The 14,730-nt window shown below is 40.5% G+C and carries 10 protein-coding genes and 5 pseudogenes; 6 read left to right on the top strand and 9 right to left on the bottom strand.

What is annotated here, in order from left to right:
- Window positions 1-3: 3 nt before the first annotated feature.
- From E3C75_RS03450 to leuS, 4 genes and pseudogenes are all read right to left on the bottom strand, one after another.
- On the bottom strand, window positions 4-1,458 hold the full coding sequence (locus tag E3C75_RS03450; protein ID WP_084828454.1) for a nicotinate phosphoribosyltransferase: 1,455 nt from the start codon (window positions 1,456-1,458) through the stop codon (window positions 4-6).
- Window positions 1,459-1,749: 291 nt separating this feature from the next.
- Window positions 1,750-2,987, bottom strand: a pseudogene (locus tag E3C75_RS11245) (acyl-CoA thioester hydrolase/BAAT C-terminal domain-containing protein).
- Between the two features lie 44 nt (window positions 2,988-3,031).
- Window positions 3,032-3,503: pseudogene (locus E3C75_RS12230) on the bottom strand (MarR family winged helix-turn-helix transcriptional regulator).
- 181 nt (window positions 3,504-3,684) lie between these two features.
- Window positions 3,685-6,186, bottom strand: a complete 2,502-nt coding sequence (gene leuS, locus E3C75_RS03420; RefSeq protein ID WP_100262308.1) for a leucine--tRNA ligase — start codon at window positions 6,184-6,186, stop codon at window positions 3,685-3,687.
- Between the two features lie 175 nt (window positions 6,187-6,361).
- Between leuS and E3C75_RS03415 the strand changes: the two are divergent.
- Window positions 6,362-7,111 (top strand): annotated as a pseudogene (locus E3C75_RS03415) (DeoR/GlpR family DNA-binding transcription regulator).
- Window positions 7,086-7,874: pseudogene (locus E3C75_RS03410) on the top strand (Cof-type HAD-IIB family hydrolase). Before E3C75_RS03415 ends, E3C75_RS03410 begins: the two co-directional pseudogenes overlap by 26 nt.
- A gap of 173 nt (window positions 7,875-8,047) precedes the next feature.
- Here the strand turns inward: E3C75_RS03410 and E3C75_RS03405 are convergent.
- The 5 genes from E3C75_RS03405 to pbp2a form a co-directional block, all read right to left on the bottom strand.
- Complete coding sequence (locus E3C75_RS03405; protein ID WP_100262309.1) at window positions 8,048-8,536, bottom strand: phosphatase PAP2 family protein; 489 nt, start codon at window positions 8,534-8,536, stop codon at window positions 8,048-8,050.
- 121 nt (window positions 8,537-8,657) lie between these two features.
- Window positions 8,658-9,197 carry a transcription termination/antitermination protein NusG gene (gene nusG / locus E3C75_RS03400; RefSeq protein ID WP_002883644.1) on the bottom strand — a complete coding sequence of 180 codons (540 nt, stop codon included), beginning with the start codon at window positions 9,195-9,197 and terminating at the stop codon, window positions 8,658-8,660.
- Window positions 9,198-9,393: 196 nt separating this feature from the next.
- Complete coding sequence (gene secE / locus E3C75_RS03395; RefSeq protein WP_084828450.1) at window positions 9,394-9,570, bottom strand: preprotein translocase subunit SecE; 177 nt, start codon at window positions 9,568-9,570, stop codon at window positions 9,394-9,396.
- An 8-nt stretch (window positions 9,571-9,578) separates the two neighbouring features.
- Window positions 9,579-9,731, bottom strand: coding sequence for a 50S ribosomal protein L33 (rpmG, locus tag E3C75_RS03390; RefSeq protein ID WP_002946904.1), 153 nt, complete (start codon window positions 9,729-9,731; stop codon window positions 9,579-9,581).
- Window positions 9,732-9,779: 48 nt separating this feature from the next.
- Entirely contained in the window at window positions 9,780-12,107 is a 2,328-nt protein-coding gene (gene pbp2a, locus E3C75_RS03385; protein WP_100262310.1) for a penicillin-binding protein PBP2A, read from the bottom strand.
- 65 nt (window positions 12,108-12,172) lie between these two features.
- Here pbp2a and E3C75_RS03380 point away from each other — a divergent pair, with 65 nt between their 5' ends.
- The 4 genes and pseudogenes from E3C75_RS03380 to E3C75_RS03365 all read left to right on the top strand — a co-directional run bounded on the left by E3C75_RS03380 (window position 12,173) and on the right by E3C75_RS03365 (window position 14,656).
- Window positions 12,173-13,045, top strand: a complete 873-nt coding sequence (locus E3C75_RS03380) for an RluA family pseudouridine synthase (protein ID WP_084828448.1) — start codon at window positions 12,173-12,175, stop codon at window positions 13,043-13,045.
- Window positions 13,046-13,224: 179 nt separating this feature from the next.
- Window positions 13,225-13,557, top strand: a complete 333-nt coding sequence (locus tag E3C75_RS03375) for a TM2 domain-containing protein (RefSeq protein ID WP_133264076.1) — start codon at window positions 13,225-13,227, stop codon at window positions 13,555-13,557.
- Window positions 13,557-13,860 (top strand): annotated as a pseudogene (locus E3C75_RS12100) (DUF2752 domain-containing protein). Before E3C75_RS03375 ends, E3C75_RS12100 begins: the two are co-directional and overlap by 1 nt.
- A gap of 589 nt (window positions 13,861-14,449) precedes the next feature.
- On the top strand, window positions 14,450-14,656 hold the full coding sequence (locus E3C75_RS03365) for a hypothetical protein (protein WP_223899644.1): 207 nt from the start codon (window positions 14,450-14,452) through the stop codon (window positions 14,654-14,656).
- The last annotated feature ends 74 nt before the right edge of the window (window positions 14,657-14,730 follow it).

Below are 14,730 nucleotides of genomic sequence, written 5' to 3'. Positions count from 1 at the left end.
CTTTTACTCTGACAAGTCACGGGCTTTCTTACGCATATTATCAATCAAGGTCATCTTGTTATCCCAGACATCTTTGGCCAAGTCAACTGGATAATCTTGGGGGTTAAGAACGCGCTTGTACTCATTCCAAAGCTCATCCAATTCCTTAGTCGCATAGTTCTTGATTTCATCAAGACTTGGCAAATCATAGATTAGTTGCCCCTTGTCGTAGATTGGGACCAAAAGTGGCACCGCATCAAAATCGCGGACAGTCTTGTTAATGTAGGTGTAAGTCGGGTGGAACATGTTAATTTCTTCTAAAGCATTAACATCCGTGTCTGCGAAGGTGATATAGTCACCTTCTGATTTTCCCTTAGCACGGCTCGTAATACGCCACACTTGCTTCTTACCTGGTGTCGAAACCTTCTCAGCGTTGTTGGACAACTTGATGGTATCCTGCATGACTCCCTGATCATTCTCGATTGAGACAATTTTGTAGACCGCACCCAAGGCTGGTTGATCATAGGCTGTGATAAGATTAGTACCAACACCCCAAACATCAATCTTGGCCTTCTGCATTTTCAAGTTAAGAATGGTATTTTCATCAAGGTCATTTGAAGCGTAAATCTTGGCATCAGGGAAACCAGCCGCATCTAGTTGCTTACGGACCTGCTTAGACAGATAAGCCAAGTCACCTGAATCAAGACGAACACCCAAGAAGTTGATCTTATCACCTAGCTCTTTAGCCACACGGATAGCATTTGGAACACCAATCTTAAGGGTATCATAGGTATCCACAAGAAATATACAGTCTTTATGAGTAGATGCATAGGCTTTAAAGGCATCATAATCGTTTCCATAAGCTTGAACAAGGGCATGGGCATGAGTGCCTGAAACAGGAATACCGAAAATCTTACCTGCACGTACATTTGAAGTTGCGTCAGCACCACCAATCACGGCTGCACGCGCCCCCCATATTGCTGCATCCATCTCTTGGGCACGACGTGTCCCAAATTCCAACAGAGGAGCATCCTCAATAACAGAACGAATACGAGCTGCCTTAGTCGCAATAAGAATCTGGTAATTAAGGATATTCAGTAGGGCAGTCTCTACTAACTGACACTGAGCCAAGGGACCTTCCACTTGAAAAATCGGTTCATTAGCAAATACCAAATCACCCTCAAGGGCTGAATTGATAGTCAACTCGAGTTTTAGGTTGGCCAGATAGTCCAGAAAATCCTTCGGATAGCCTAAATCCTTCAGATAAGCAATATCAGTTTCTGAAAAAGTCAGATTTTCAAGATAGTTGACAATACGCTCCAGACCTGCGAACACAGCAAAGCCATTTTTAAACGGAAGTTGACGGAAATAAACTTCAAAAACGGCCTTTTTATTGTGAATACCTTGGTTGAAGTAGACCTGCATCATATTGATTTGATACAAGTCCGTGTGCAAGGTTAAACTATCATCTTTATACAAGGATTTCCTCCAATCGAATAGGTACTTATTTTTTGTTATTAATAGCTTGTTTATGCTGACTATTATAGCATTTTTGAGCAATTGTCTCCACATTTCAGAAAGTTAAATATTGTTTGGATTTTCCGATTTTTCTAATGGTTCCTTTGACGAAAAAGAGTAGCCTTGATGGACTACTCTTCATTTCTATTCATATCCTTAGGTTACTGATAGGCTCGCCTACGTCTGGACTTACCAACCAGAACTGTGTTTTTATCTTAGTTGGGACTATTATAGCATATTTATAATCTTTTTTTATTGCTTTTTCAAATGCCTATCAAAAAAATGAATCGTAGCCAACCAAGAATCCTCACTCTCTTTCATCAGTAAACGCCAATCTTTTCGATAACGATGATTTGGTTGATAAGCCACCGTCAACATGTGACCTGTGTTTTATGATATTTTTTAAATGTAATGTAGTGTCCTTTATAATGTGAGACAATATCATCAATTGCTGACGAGGCATCCCATATTTCATCAACAGTACTTCCGAGCAACAAGATTGGTGAATGCATTTGACCAATATCTATTCTAGCAGAGCAATCTTTAGGGATAGGTTTTCTAAAAAGTTTGCTGAACAGATAATCTCTAAGTCGAAACTTTTGATAGGGAAGTTCTTTTTGCAAATGCGTCCAAGAAGAAGTATGAGAGTTCCATTTCCCTTCTATCCCTTCATACACCACATCAGAGGGTGAATTTAGTACCAAACATTGAACGTCATTAAAAAGGATCTCCTCAACTAAAACCAATTCTGCTCCCTTAGATCGTCCATAGATTCCAATTCTTTCACTATCTACTTGAGGGTACTGACGTAGATAACTCTTTGCCTCCACAAGGCACTCTAAAGGAATACGTTTCAAATGTTTTGGCAACTCCTCTAAACCAAAGTAGGCAATTGCTAAACAAATATAACCTCTAGAAGATAGAAGCTGAGCTATGTTCTGTGCCTTTTCAATCCTTCCTTCACTACCGCTCACAATAATCAATGCTGGTGTTTTGATTGCCTTTTTATCATAAAAGAGTCTCACTTGAAAATGTTTCCCGTAAATATCTTGATGACTAATTTGCAAACTCATATAATGTCTTGTGAAAGTTCTCTCTGCAATGACAGTATTTCCTTGCATAATTTTGATTCCCACAAAAAAATGATCTAATAAGGGAATTTTAGAAAGAGAGTTTGGAAGTTTCTTTCTCTTATTGGTCAAGGGCTTGGCATTAAAAATAGTCCCATTGTTGAAATACCTTCATACGAGCCAGAACAAGATGGGGTTTGTGAGATATTAATAATACCATTCGTATCTGTCTGATACAAAAGTCGCTGTTGATTTCCATAAAACATCATGAGCTAAACGCATGGGAGCATTGATACAATAATAATCAGATAGAAACATTTCGACTCGATATGTTTCTCTTGGTTTTAAGTCATTGATGACAATATTAAAAGATTCATCTGCTAACTCAGACGCTGGGATAAGTTCAATTTGCATATTCATATCTTCCTCTTTTTGTTAATATGATTAACAATATGGTTTTAAAATTACCGTGATTTTTTCCACGGTAATTCTCGCCACACCTGTTCAACATCATCCAGCAGTTTCATAACCATTTGAAGGTCCTCCTCACTATAGTTTCTTAAAACTGAAAAAATGGCTTTTTCAATATGTTCTTGCTGCTCTTTATGGATGTTAAAAACCTCAACACCTTTTTTAGATAATATCAGATATTTATTTTTTTCATTATCCTGTGCAAATTCAAAAAAAAACGAGGTCTTTCTTGATTAAACGTCTAACTCTCTGAGTGACGGCACTCCTTGATACTGCAAGCAACTCAGATAAATTCACTAGATTCACAGGCTGATTCCGACCTATTAGGTTAATCAAACGGACTTCATTAATAGTGTGATTGATTTATCAATACTTATTCCTATGCTGGTCCTTTTTCAACCGTTCAAAGGCTAAAGCAAAGCTATTAAAACATTTATTAAACTTATGCAGTTCTTTCTTATTCATAGTTTCCTTCTTTTTGTTAATGAAATTACAAAATATCGTTTTCTTGTCAAGAAGAGTAAAAAATCCTCCAGAGTCTAACTCTAGAGGATTCATTTCTTATTCCACAACAATATAAACGTAGTTTAGTTAGCTCAAACAGTTTGGGGAACTGTTTAAGGTTGCAAATCAGCAAACAAATTGGTTATTTCACAACAATGTTCACAAGCTTGTTCGGTACCGCAATTACTTTCACGATTTCCTTGCCATCAATCTCTGCTTTGACTTTTTCGTCAGCCAGAGCCACTTCTTGCAATTCTTCGCGTGAAAGGTCTTTAGCGACCATGAGTTTAGCACGGACTTTTCCTTTGATTTGGACGACGATTTCGATTTCGTCTTCAACTAATTTGCTTTCGTCCCAAGTTGGCCACGCCACATAAGAGATTGACTCACCTGTTGCTGCAAGAGTTTGCCAGAGTTCTTCTGCCAAGTGAGGCGCAAATGGGGCAATCAATTGGACAAAGCCTTTGGCATAATCCACATAGAGTTTGTCTTCCTTGTTAGCCGCGTTAACAAAGACCATGAGTTGAGCAATGGCTGTGTTGAATTTCATCAACTCAATTTGCTCAGTGACGGATTTAACGGTTTCGTTATAAACTTTGTCAAGACCACCATTATTTTCCGCAACGATTTCTTTACTTGTAATCAAGCGGTAAACACGATCAAGGAATTTACGACTTCCCTCCAAGCCTTCTTCTGACCAAGCGATAGAAGCATCGAGTGGTCCCATGAACATTTCATAGACACGAAGGGTATCAGCACCATATTGTTCCACCACATCGTCTGGGTTAACCACATTCTTGAGGGATTTAGACATCTTGGCTGGTGCTTGCTCCAACTCTTCTCCTGTTTCCACATGGAAGAAGGAACCATCACGTTTTTCAACCTTGTCAGTCGCCACAAGAGCACCACGGTGGTCACGGTAGCTTGTTCCCAAGATCATTCCTTGGTTAAAGAGTTTTTGGAATGGTTCTTTAGTTGGAACGACACCGAGGTCATAGAGGAATTTGTGCCAGAAACGAGCGTAAAGCAAGTGAAGAACGGCGTGTTCTGCACCACCCACGTAGATATCGACTGGCAACCATTGTTTGAGGAGGTCCTCATCTGCCAATTTTTCTGTGTTATGTGGGTCGATATAGCGAAGATAGTACCAGCTTGAACCTGCCCATTGTGGCATGGTGTTGGTTTCACGACGACCTTTGACCCCATCTTCACGAGTCACTTCAAGCCAGTCTGTCAAGTTAGCCAATGGACTTTCACCAGTACCTGAAGGACGGATGTCCTTGGTTACTGGCAAGACAAGTGGCAATTCGCTTTCTGGAACGGCTGTTGAAGTGCCATCTTCCCAATGAATGATTGGGATTGGTTCACCCCAGTAACGTTGACGGCTAAAGAGCCAGTCGCGGAGACGGTAAGTGATTTTTTCTTGACCAAAGCCTTTTTCTTCCAACCAAGCTACAATTTTAGCAATAGCTTCTTCTTTGTTAAGCCCGTTCAAGAAGTCAGAGTTGACATGAGGACCGTCTTCTGTGTAAGCTGCTTCTTCAACGTTGCCACCTTCAAGTACTTCTACGATTGGAAGACCAAACTGTTTAGCAAATTCCCAGTCACGCTCATCGTGAGCAGGTACGGCCATAACTGCACCTGTTCCGTAGCTAGCGAGAACGTAGTCCGCAATCCAGATTGGGATTTCTCTACCGTTAACAGGGTTTATAGCATAAGCTCCAGTCCAAACCCCTGTTTTTTCCTTGGCAAGGTCGGTACGAGCCAAGTCTGATTTAAGGCTAGCTTGGTGTTTGTAGTTAGCTACAGCCTCAGCTTGTTCAGGACTTGTGATAGCATCTACTAAGTCATGCTCAGGCGCCAAAACAGTGAAGGTCGCACCGAAAAGAGTATCCGGACGTGTCGTAAAGACGGTGAATTCCTTGTCAGTACCTTTCACTTTGAAGGTGACATTGGCACCAGTTGATTTACCAATCCAGTTGCGTTGCATGTCCTTGATAGACTCTGGCCAATCCAACTCATCCAAGTCATTGAGCAATCGCTCTGCATAAGCAGTGATTTTAAGCATCCATTGACGCATTGGTTTGCGGACAACTGGATAGCCTCCACGCTCAGACGTTCCATCAGGAAGAACTTCTTCGTTGGCGATAGCTGTTCCCAATTCTTCAACCCAGTTTACTGGTACTTCAGCTTCATAAGCCAAGCCTTTTTCGTAAAGCTTAGTGAAGATCCATTGTGTCCACTTGTAGTAGTTCGGATCTGTAGTATTGACTTCACGGTCCCAGTCGTAAGAGAAGCCAAGCGCATTGATTTGGCGTTTGAAGTTGGCAATGTTTTCTGCTGTGAATTCTGCTGGGTCATTTCCTGTATCCATAGCGTATTGCTCTGCAGGCAAACCAAAGGCATCCCATCCCATTGGGTGAAGGACGTTATAGCCTTGGGCACGTTTGAAACGGCTGAGAATATCAGTCGCTGTATAGCCTTCTGGGTGTCCTACGTGAAGACCCGCTCCAGATGGGTAAGGGAACATGTCAAGCGCATAAAACTTAGGTTTAGAGGCATCTGTTCCTGTCTTAAAAGTGTGATTGTCAGCCCAGTATTTTTGCCACTTAGGCTCGATTTCTTTATGATTGTAAAAACTCATGGTTTCTCTCCAATATTCGTAATGCTTCTATTATAGCATTTTTGAAGGATTTTTAAAGATAGTAAGAGAAGTTTACGAGGTAACTTGAACCTGGGTTAGTTTGCGTTTTTTTTTGCATTTTTATATACAAAAAACGTAAAAAGATACTATACTAATATCAGAAAGCAGGTGACTCATGTATCAGGAACAACGATTTGAGAGAATTTTGATGCTCTTGGAAGAGCGAGGAAACCTATCTGTCAAAGAAATGGTTGATGAATTAGGAGTTTCAAAAGATACTGTCAGAAGAGATTTTGATTGTCTCAGCCAGAGGAATCTGGCTCAACGTACCCATGGCGGTATTCTTCCAGTTAAAAACACCAGTGTTCTTTGCTTCCAAGAACGTCAGAAAGGACTCACAGAAGATAAGAAAAAAATGGCAGACCTGGCGCTTAGCTTCATCAAAGAACAATCTCTACTTTTTTTCGATGTTTCTACCTTGATGCTTGAAGTTTCACAAAAATTAACTAAGAACGTTACTGTTTACTCCCACTCCTTGGATAATGCCTTGGTCCTAAGTGGTAAGGAAGGGATTGATTTTCATCTCTTGGGAGGCAAATTCTACACTAAAAACCGCTTCTACTACTCGATTCACGAAGCACAGATCTTGCAACATCTACAATTTGACTTAGCCTTCTTTGGAGCGGCTAGTCTCAGTCAAGGATTGGTTAGCTTTGAAGATGAAGAAGACGTTGCCGTCAAACAGCTAGCCTAGCAAGCTACTAGAACTAAGATACTTATTGCTGAATCTGACAAATATGAAAAGCATTCCAAATATATCTTGGGTAAACTTGAGGACTTTGACTATTGGATTACAGATAAGGAGCCTGAGTCTGATATAGATAAAGTAATAATTTTATATGATGGAAAGGATAGCGATTATTAGTAAAATTCGTTTGATTATCAGCGATATTGATGGGACTATTCTCACTAGTAACCACCAGGTAGATGATCAACTGATTGAAGTCATGCCAGAGCTTGAAAAGGCGAAGATACCTTTTGTTTTAGCTTCTGCCCATTCTCCACTAGGAATGCAACCAATTGCTCATAAACTAGGACTTCATGACAATCCTATCACCTGCTACAACGGGGCCTAGTACTTGAGGGTGATCGTACTATCATAGAACATCCTGTGGATAAATCCGAAACTCGAACATTTATTAACTACTTATCCACAGACTATCCAAGTGTTTCTGTGAATATCTACTCTGGCAAGGATTGGATTACCAACCAACTAAACAAATGGTCTCAGTTGGAAGCAAGTATCACGGGTGAATCTCCTATTATTAAGCAACTCCAAGACACTGTCTCAGATTCAAAGCCTTCTATCCACAAGCTATTGTTGATTGATGAGCCTGAAGTTTATCCAGGACCTCCACCAAAAACTCCTAAGCATGGGTTTTCCACAGACAGTCTTCTACTTATCCAAAGATAACTACTTAGAAGTCACTGCCAAGCACGTTTCTAAAGAACATGCTCTCCTTGAGGTTGCTAAGTATTATGACATTCCTCTTGAACAGATTATGACTATTGGTGATAATTTCAACGATAGTCCTATGCTCGCTCTGGCTAGCCTAGGAGTTGCTATGGTCAATGCACCTGAGGGAGTCAAGAAGTCTGCAAACCTAGTGACTGCTTCAAATGATTAACATGGAGTAACACAAGCTATCATAGAGCATGTTTTAAACTAAGCCAATATCGAATGGTGGGAACAACCTTTAATCGCCAACTCGAATTTTAGAACAAGAGAAAAGGTCCCCAAAGGGTCCTTTTCTTTTTTCAACGAAAAAAGCCCTCCTCTCTCGAAGAAGACCAAAAATTTCTAAAGGTAAAGAAGCAGGCCAACAAGAATTCCAATGACATAGCCTGCCAAAACATCACTAGGATAATGAACACCGCCTAGCACGCGCAAGATAGCCAAAATTGCTGCGAGAAAAAGCAGAGTCCCACCTAGCCACGGATTAAGCAATAAGGTAAACATGGCAATGGTCGTTGCTGAAAAAACATGACGGCTAGGAAATGACTTGCCAAGACTGTCCTTTTTAATAAGAGGCTGAATGTCCCAGGTCTGATAAGGGCGTGGGCGATTATAAAGGCTACGACCAAGAGAAAGCAGAAAAAAGCCTTCTCCCATAATAAGCACTGTCGTAAAAAGAACAAACCAGCCATGCCTCAGCCAAACCAAAATAAGAAATATAGGAAAAAGTAGGTAAAAAGTCCTTGTTATAGCCTTGTTCAATCCTCCCAAGACCTTAGCATAAGGACGCAATGGACCGCTAATCCTATCGTAAAATTGTTTATAATTCATCATCCGTTATAAAAAGGGAGTGACACAGAACTAAATTTAAAAATCTAGATTCTAGTCTCTCCCCCATGTTTAATGAGATAGTCTCCCGAGGTTGAAGCTCCTGGTTCCAACCTTTTTGACTATTTTAAAGTTCAGCGATTTGGTAGAGTTCAAGCTCAGCAGCTGTTTCTGAACCAAACATGTTAATCATGATTTTAACCTTGTTGTTTTCAATTTCGACAACACGGCCTTCTTGCCCCATAAAGGCACCATCGATGATTTGAACCACGTCACCAACCTTGATATTCGTATCAAAGACATCAACTGTTTGACCCATTGAAATCAAGATTTGACGGATTTCTTCTTCCAAAAGTGGTGTTGGTTTAGAACGGTTTCCGTGTGAACCAACGAAACCAGTAACGTTTGGAGTATTACGAACAACAAACCATGCTTCGTCTGTCATTACCATCTCAACAAGAACGTAACCAGGGAAGCGGTTTTCTTCCACTTCTTTAACTTTACCGTTTTTCTCAACATTGACAGTTTGAGTTGGGATTTCAACACGCAAGATATTTTCAAGCATGTTATAAGTTTGAGCTCGTTGCAAAAGATTTTCTTTAACTTTATTTTCGTATCCTGAATACGTTTGAAGGACGAACCAGCCCTTGTCGAATGAATCTAGCATTTTAGGATTCCTTTCTTTGTTCTAAATGACATTTAAACATGACCATCAATATTCGAGGCGCAAGCGTTAAATGTAAATGAATGCCTATGTTTTAATTCAAAGCGTAATAAAAAAGCCTGGCGGCCCTTGTTCTCGCTTTTATCTGCATTTATTATAACAAAAAAGAGCAAGCATGCCCACTCTTTTTATGTTTTCTTTAGAAAAAGTTAATCAGTGCTGACATAGCGCGACTCAACAATTCATCAAACGCATAGATGATGACAGTGAAGAATGCAGTATACTCAAGAATTGAACTAAAATCGTGCCAGCGTTGTTTACGCTCTGGCCAAGTCGTGTCTTTCAAGACTTTGAAAATACTTCCGGTTTGTCTCACGGTGTCTCCTATCTTGTTTCTTTATGCAAGGTATATTTTTTACAATTTTTGCAAAACTTGTTCACTTCTAGTCGTGTTGGTTTGGGAGTGCTACTAACACTAATCGAGTAGTTTCGGTTCCCACAATCTGCACACGCTAGGCTTGCTTTTTTCTGTGCCATAACGCCTCCGTTCTTTTTATCTTACCACTTTTAAACTTAATTGACAAGCTATCTGAATAGACCTGAGAAGGAGTCTGAGATCTTATCCCATAGGCTGCTTGCTTGATCTTTTACATCATTGACAACGTCTGAAGCCTTGTCTGTCCATGACTTATTATTGCTATTACGTGAATCGTTTGGATTTGCTGTATAATCTAAGGTTTGACCATCAGCCGCATAGGCATTTTCAACGGTAAACTCATTACCTGGTGTATTTGGCAAAACATCTGCAGCGATATAGCTGAAAATAGTTGAAGCCGTTCCTGAGCTTGCTCCTGTTAAGTAGTGATTCTCGTCAGTCTTATCAAAACCAATCCAAGTCGTTATAACCACATCAGGAGTATAGCCAATTACCCACTGGTCACTGGTCAAATCTTTGTTAAACTCGGCCTGAACAGTACCTGTCTTACCTGCCATAGTGTAACCCGTGTAGTTGGCATTAACAGCGGAACCATTTGAGAAGGTACCGAGCATCATGCTAGTCATCTGGTTAGCTACAGACTGGCTGATAATACGTTTAGACTTCTTACTATGGGTAGCAATGATATCACCACTAGCATTTTCAATTTTAGTGATAAAATAAGCTGTATTCATCTCCCCACCATTGGCAAAGGTCGCATAAGCCTGAGCCATTTGTAGAGGACTAGCTGTCACACCACCACCGAGTGCAATCCCTAATTCTTCTGGAACATTATCAAAGTTAAGACCAAATTTCTGACCGTAACTAATCCCTTTTTGTATACCGATTTGGTTAAAGAGATAAACTGCCGGAATATTGTAAGAGTTGGCCAAAGCTTGATACATGGGCACATCCTCAGTCTCAACACCACCATAGTTGGTTGGGGTATAGCCATTGTAATCAATTGGCGTATTAGGTAGGTCCTTATTGATGCTCCACCCTGAAGCCAGAGCTGGAGCATAAACCACCAAAGGTTTGATTGTCGAACCAGGACTACGCTTCCCTTGGGTTGCATAGTTGAAATTACGGAAGGTTGTATCACCTGTACCACCTACACGACCTACCAAACCACGAACCGCTCCAGTTGATGGATCAAGTGCTACACTAGCTGACTGGGCTGTGCTACCATCACTTTCTGACGTTGGAAAGAGATAACTATTTTCATAAGTCTGCTGCATATTAGCCTGTGAGTTGGCATCCATCTCTGTATAGATTTTGTAGCCATTTTTAACAATTTCATCCTCACTCAAGCCATAAGTCTTAGTAGCTTCTTCAATGACAGCATCAAAGTAAGACGGATACCTATAGTCATCACCAGTCCCTTGATAAGTATCAGCCAAGCGACTAGCCATATCAACTCCAGCTGCACTATCAGCATCAGCTTGACTCAACTTCTCATCATCTACCATATTGGCAAGGACAGTGTTTCGGCGGTTGGTTGCATTTTGGATATTATCAATCGGATTGTAAATTTCAGGTCCCTTAAGCATACCTGCAAGTGTCGCTGCCTCATCCACCGTTAGATTGGCAGCACTTGTCCCAAAGTATTTTTGGCTGGCGTCTTCAACACCCCAAACACCGTTTCCGAAGTAGGCATTATTGAGATACATGGTAAGGATTTCTTGCTTGCTGTATTTCTTGGTTAGTTCCAAAGAAAGAAAGAATTCCTTGGCCTTACGAGTTACTGTCTGTTCCTGAGTCAAAAAGGCATTTTTAGCCAACTGTTGTGTGATGGTCGAACCACCACCAAATCGGCCCATAGAAACAATGGCTAGGAGGAAACGTTTGACGTTAATCCCACTATTTTTGTAGAAGGTACGATCCTCCGTTGCAATGACGGCATTTTCTAAGCTATCACTAATAGCATCTAGCTCCACATAGGTCCCTTTTTGCCCTGACAGTGAACCAGCTTGATTGCCTTCTTTGTCATAGATAACCGTAGTAGCCTTCAAGGCATCCTGAAGATCTGAGACATTGGTCGTCTTAGCGATATAGAAGAGATAGGAGCCTACTGTCAGAACCAACACGGCTACCAAGATAAAGAGAATTTTACCAATATGATAGCGACGCCAGAAACGGCGAATAGGATTTCTTGGCGAAAGAGTGAACTTGCTCAAGAAAGCCCGAACCTTACCTAAGGGTTTGGTCGTGTCAATAGGTTTCTTTTGCTTAGAACGTTGGTAACGTGAAGTCTCTTGGCTTTCTCGTGACATGTCAAGTTCTTCAACGGCTTGTTCAACTTCATCAGGCTTCTTGGCAAAAAGACCTTTTATCCTATCTTGTAAATCCTTCGATTTTCCAGCAGGCTGGGATTCCTTACCCTTCCCGCTAGTTTCTTCTTTAAAAAGTTTGTTTTTTAGATTATCAAAAAGTGTCATAAACCTATTATACCAAGTTTTTACAGGTTCTGTCCTCTTTTAAACGTTCATGATATAATGAAACTATGACTTTACACGTAGAAATTATCAATCCCTACCCTGCAACAACTGTCAAAGAATTACTAGAAACCAAACTCCTCATTCCTCGTAAGATTCGTCATTTCCTACGCACGAAAAAATATGTCCTTATCAATGGAGAAACTATTAATTGGCAGAGTCCTGTTAAAGAAGGTGATAGGATTAGCCTGACCTTTGACACAGAGGACTATCCTAATAAAACTATCCCTATGGGAGATGCCAATTTGGTAAAGCCTCTCTATGAGGATTCGCATCTCATCGTGGTCAATAAGCCTGAAGGAATGAAGACGCATGGCAATGAACCCACAGAAATCGCTCTTCTTAACCATGTTTCGGCTTATTGTGGGCAAACCTGTTACGTCGTTCATCGACTAGATATGGAAACTAGTGGAGCTGTGCTTTTCGCTAAAAATCCGTTTATCCTGCCAATTCTTAACCGGCTTTTAGAAGATAAGATGATTCAGCGTCAATACTGGGCATTGACTGAAGGTAAATTTCAGACCAAGAAAACTGTTTATAAGGATAAGATTGGACGCGACCGCCACGATCGTAGAAAACGGGTGGTGGATCCTCGAAAAGGGCAGAGTGCGTATACAACCGTCACACGTCTCAAAACCTTTGAAGGAGCCAGTCTGGTCAACTGCCAACTAAAAACCGGCCGAACTCACCAAATTCGTGTGCATCTGTCCCATCACGGTCATGCTATTCTGGGGGACCCACTTTACAGTTATCAGCCAGCATCTAGACTCATGCTACACGCCCACTCCCTTAGTTTCACTCACCCCTTAACACTCGAAAAAGTCACTGTTAAGGTTAAATCAGAAAGTTTTGAACAAGTGTTGAGAAATCACAAATCATAAAAGCAAACTCACTCTCAAACATAGTGCGAAAGGATTATCCTAATGATCTTCTCGTTATAAGACAGCGGAACCTTGCAAATAAGTTGCTTTTATTGATTTCGAAAGCCTTGACTACCTTGACTCTCCTTTACATTATGTTATCCTTTACGTATAATTTAAAATTTTAGGAGTGTTTAATTATGAATCCAGTCGATCAATGGCTAGCAATTAACGCTAAGTATTTCCCAACAGAACAAGTTCAGTACATCCGCCAACGTCTTGAGGCACTTCCTGAACAGCAACTTTCACTGCTTTACTCAATCAGCTTCCAAGATCCTACGATGATGCTTGTCATCTCACTCTTTGGTGGTTCTCTTGGAATCGACCGCTTTATGTTGGGACAAGTTGGTCTTGGTATCGGTAAACTTTTGACATGTGGTGGTTGTGGTATCTGGTCAATCATTGACTGGTTTCTCATCATGGATGCTACTCGCCAATCAAATGATCAAAAACTTTTTGCTGTTATTGGGTAATGAAAAACTATTTCACACGCTTGTGGGCCTACCACCAGCGTTTTTTTAGATTATATCTCTTAGTTTTAATGGCAATTTATGGAGTCTACCTTTTACATCTCCCAACACCACTCAACCTTATCCTAAAACCATTTGGACTCAAGGGGTGAAGCGCAGGTTTGACACGCGCTAGTGTTAGACTCTTACACCTAGATTGGCAAGGAGCCTGGGACTATAATCCACTGATATATCCTCTAGTGGTCTATATCTTAACCTATTTCTTTCTCTATAATCTTTAGTGACAAAAAGATTATAGAGAAATAAACTGTCCTATCCAACTCCCATTGCATATCCCTTACACTATTGCTATAATTGTAAGCATCAAAATTTATAATCGAAACAAATGGAGTTTAACTATATGAAACAACAAGATTGGATTGATTTTTTCCAAGCAGTCCACGGACGTAATCCAAGTATCCAAGAAATGGCTGAAGCAGCCAATCGAGGCGAGTTTGTCTGAGAAACCCCCAAACAAACTGTCGAAGCAACAAAAAAACTCTCACAAAAAGAGACTGTAGAAAAGACACAAAACTCAGAAACTGTTGAACATACAGAACCTGAACCATCAGCAGAGACTGTAGAAACTGTCAAAAATGATGTTGACAATTATGATGTCACTGAAGAATCCTTGGATGATTCTAGTATCGATGAAAGACAAACTTTCCAAACTCCTAACATAGGTCAAGAAGCTCCAACAGCCAACTTTCAAGAACAAATAAATCCAATACAAGACACTACTAATAAGCCTTTAAATTCCTTTGCCGAGTAAGCTCATGCAAGCTTCCCACAAACAAACAGCACTCTTAATGAGGCTTGGAAAAAGCCAGAAAATAAATCTCAAACAAACCTCATCATGATAGCCATCGCTACCATACCAGTTATCCTTTGGGCTCTTGGATGGTTCTTACTTGGAGTTATTGGAGACGATTCTAGCATGGGATCAGGTTTGACATTTTGGACTTTGATTGTGGGTCTACCAGCAATCATTATTGACATCCTACCAGCACTTCTAAACAAAACAGAAAAGAAATGGCTAATCTTTTTTTCTCAATACTGTTAAGCTGGACTTTCATTGGATGGATCATCTTGCTTATTATTTCTATCAATACGAATAAGGAAGCAGAACGCACTAGA

The organism is Streptococcus thermophilus (genome assembly GCF_010120595.1).
GTDB classification, from domain to species: domain Bacteria; phylum Bacillota; class Bacilli; order Lactobacillales; family Streptococcaceae; genus Streptococcus; species Streptococcus thermophilus.
The sequence above is the reverse complement of the archived record's forward strand: the minus strand, read 5'-3'. Positions and strand labels throughout refer to the sequence as shown.

Excerpts from the sequence above, each read along its gene's own strand:
- E3C75_RS03365 (WP_223899644.1), top strand. The coding sequence starts at position 14,450 with ATGATAGCCATCGCTACCATACCAGTTATCCTTTGGGCTCTTGGATGG.
- nusG (WP_002883644.1), bottom strand. The coding sequence starts at position 9,197 with ATGCTAGATTCATTCGACAAGGGCTGGTTCGTCCTTCAAACGTATTCA.
- E3C75_RS03375 (WP_133264076.1), top strand. The coding sequence starts at position 13,225 with ATGAATCCAGTCGATCAATGGCTAGCAATTAACGCTAAGTATTTCCCA.
- E3C75_RS03405 (WP_100262309.1), bottom strand. The coding sequence starts at position 8,536 with ATGATGAATTATAAACAATTTTACGATAGGATTAGCGGTCCATTGCGT.
- leuS (WP_100262308.1), bottom strand. The coding sequence starts at position 6,186 with ATGAGTTTTTACAATCATAAAGAAATCGAGCCTAAGTGGCAAAAATAC.
- E3C75_RS03380 (WP_084828448.1), top strand. The coding sequence starts at position 12,173 with ATGACTTTACACGTAGAAATTATCAATCCCTACCCTGCAACAACTGTC.
- pbp2a (WP_100262310.1), bottom strand. The coding sequence starts at position 12,107 with ATGACACTTTTTGATAATCTAAAAAACAAACTTTTTAAAGAAGAAACT.
- rpmG (WP_002946904.1), bottom strand. The coding sequence starts at position 9,731 with ATGGCACAGAAAAAAGCAAGCCTAGCGTGTGCAGATTGTGGGAACCGA.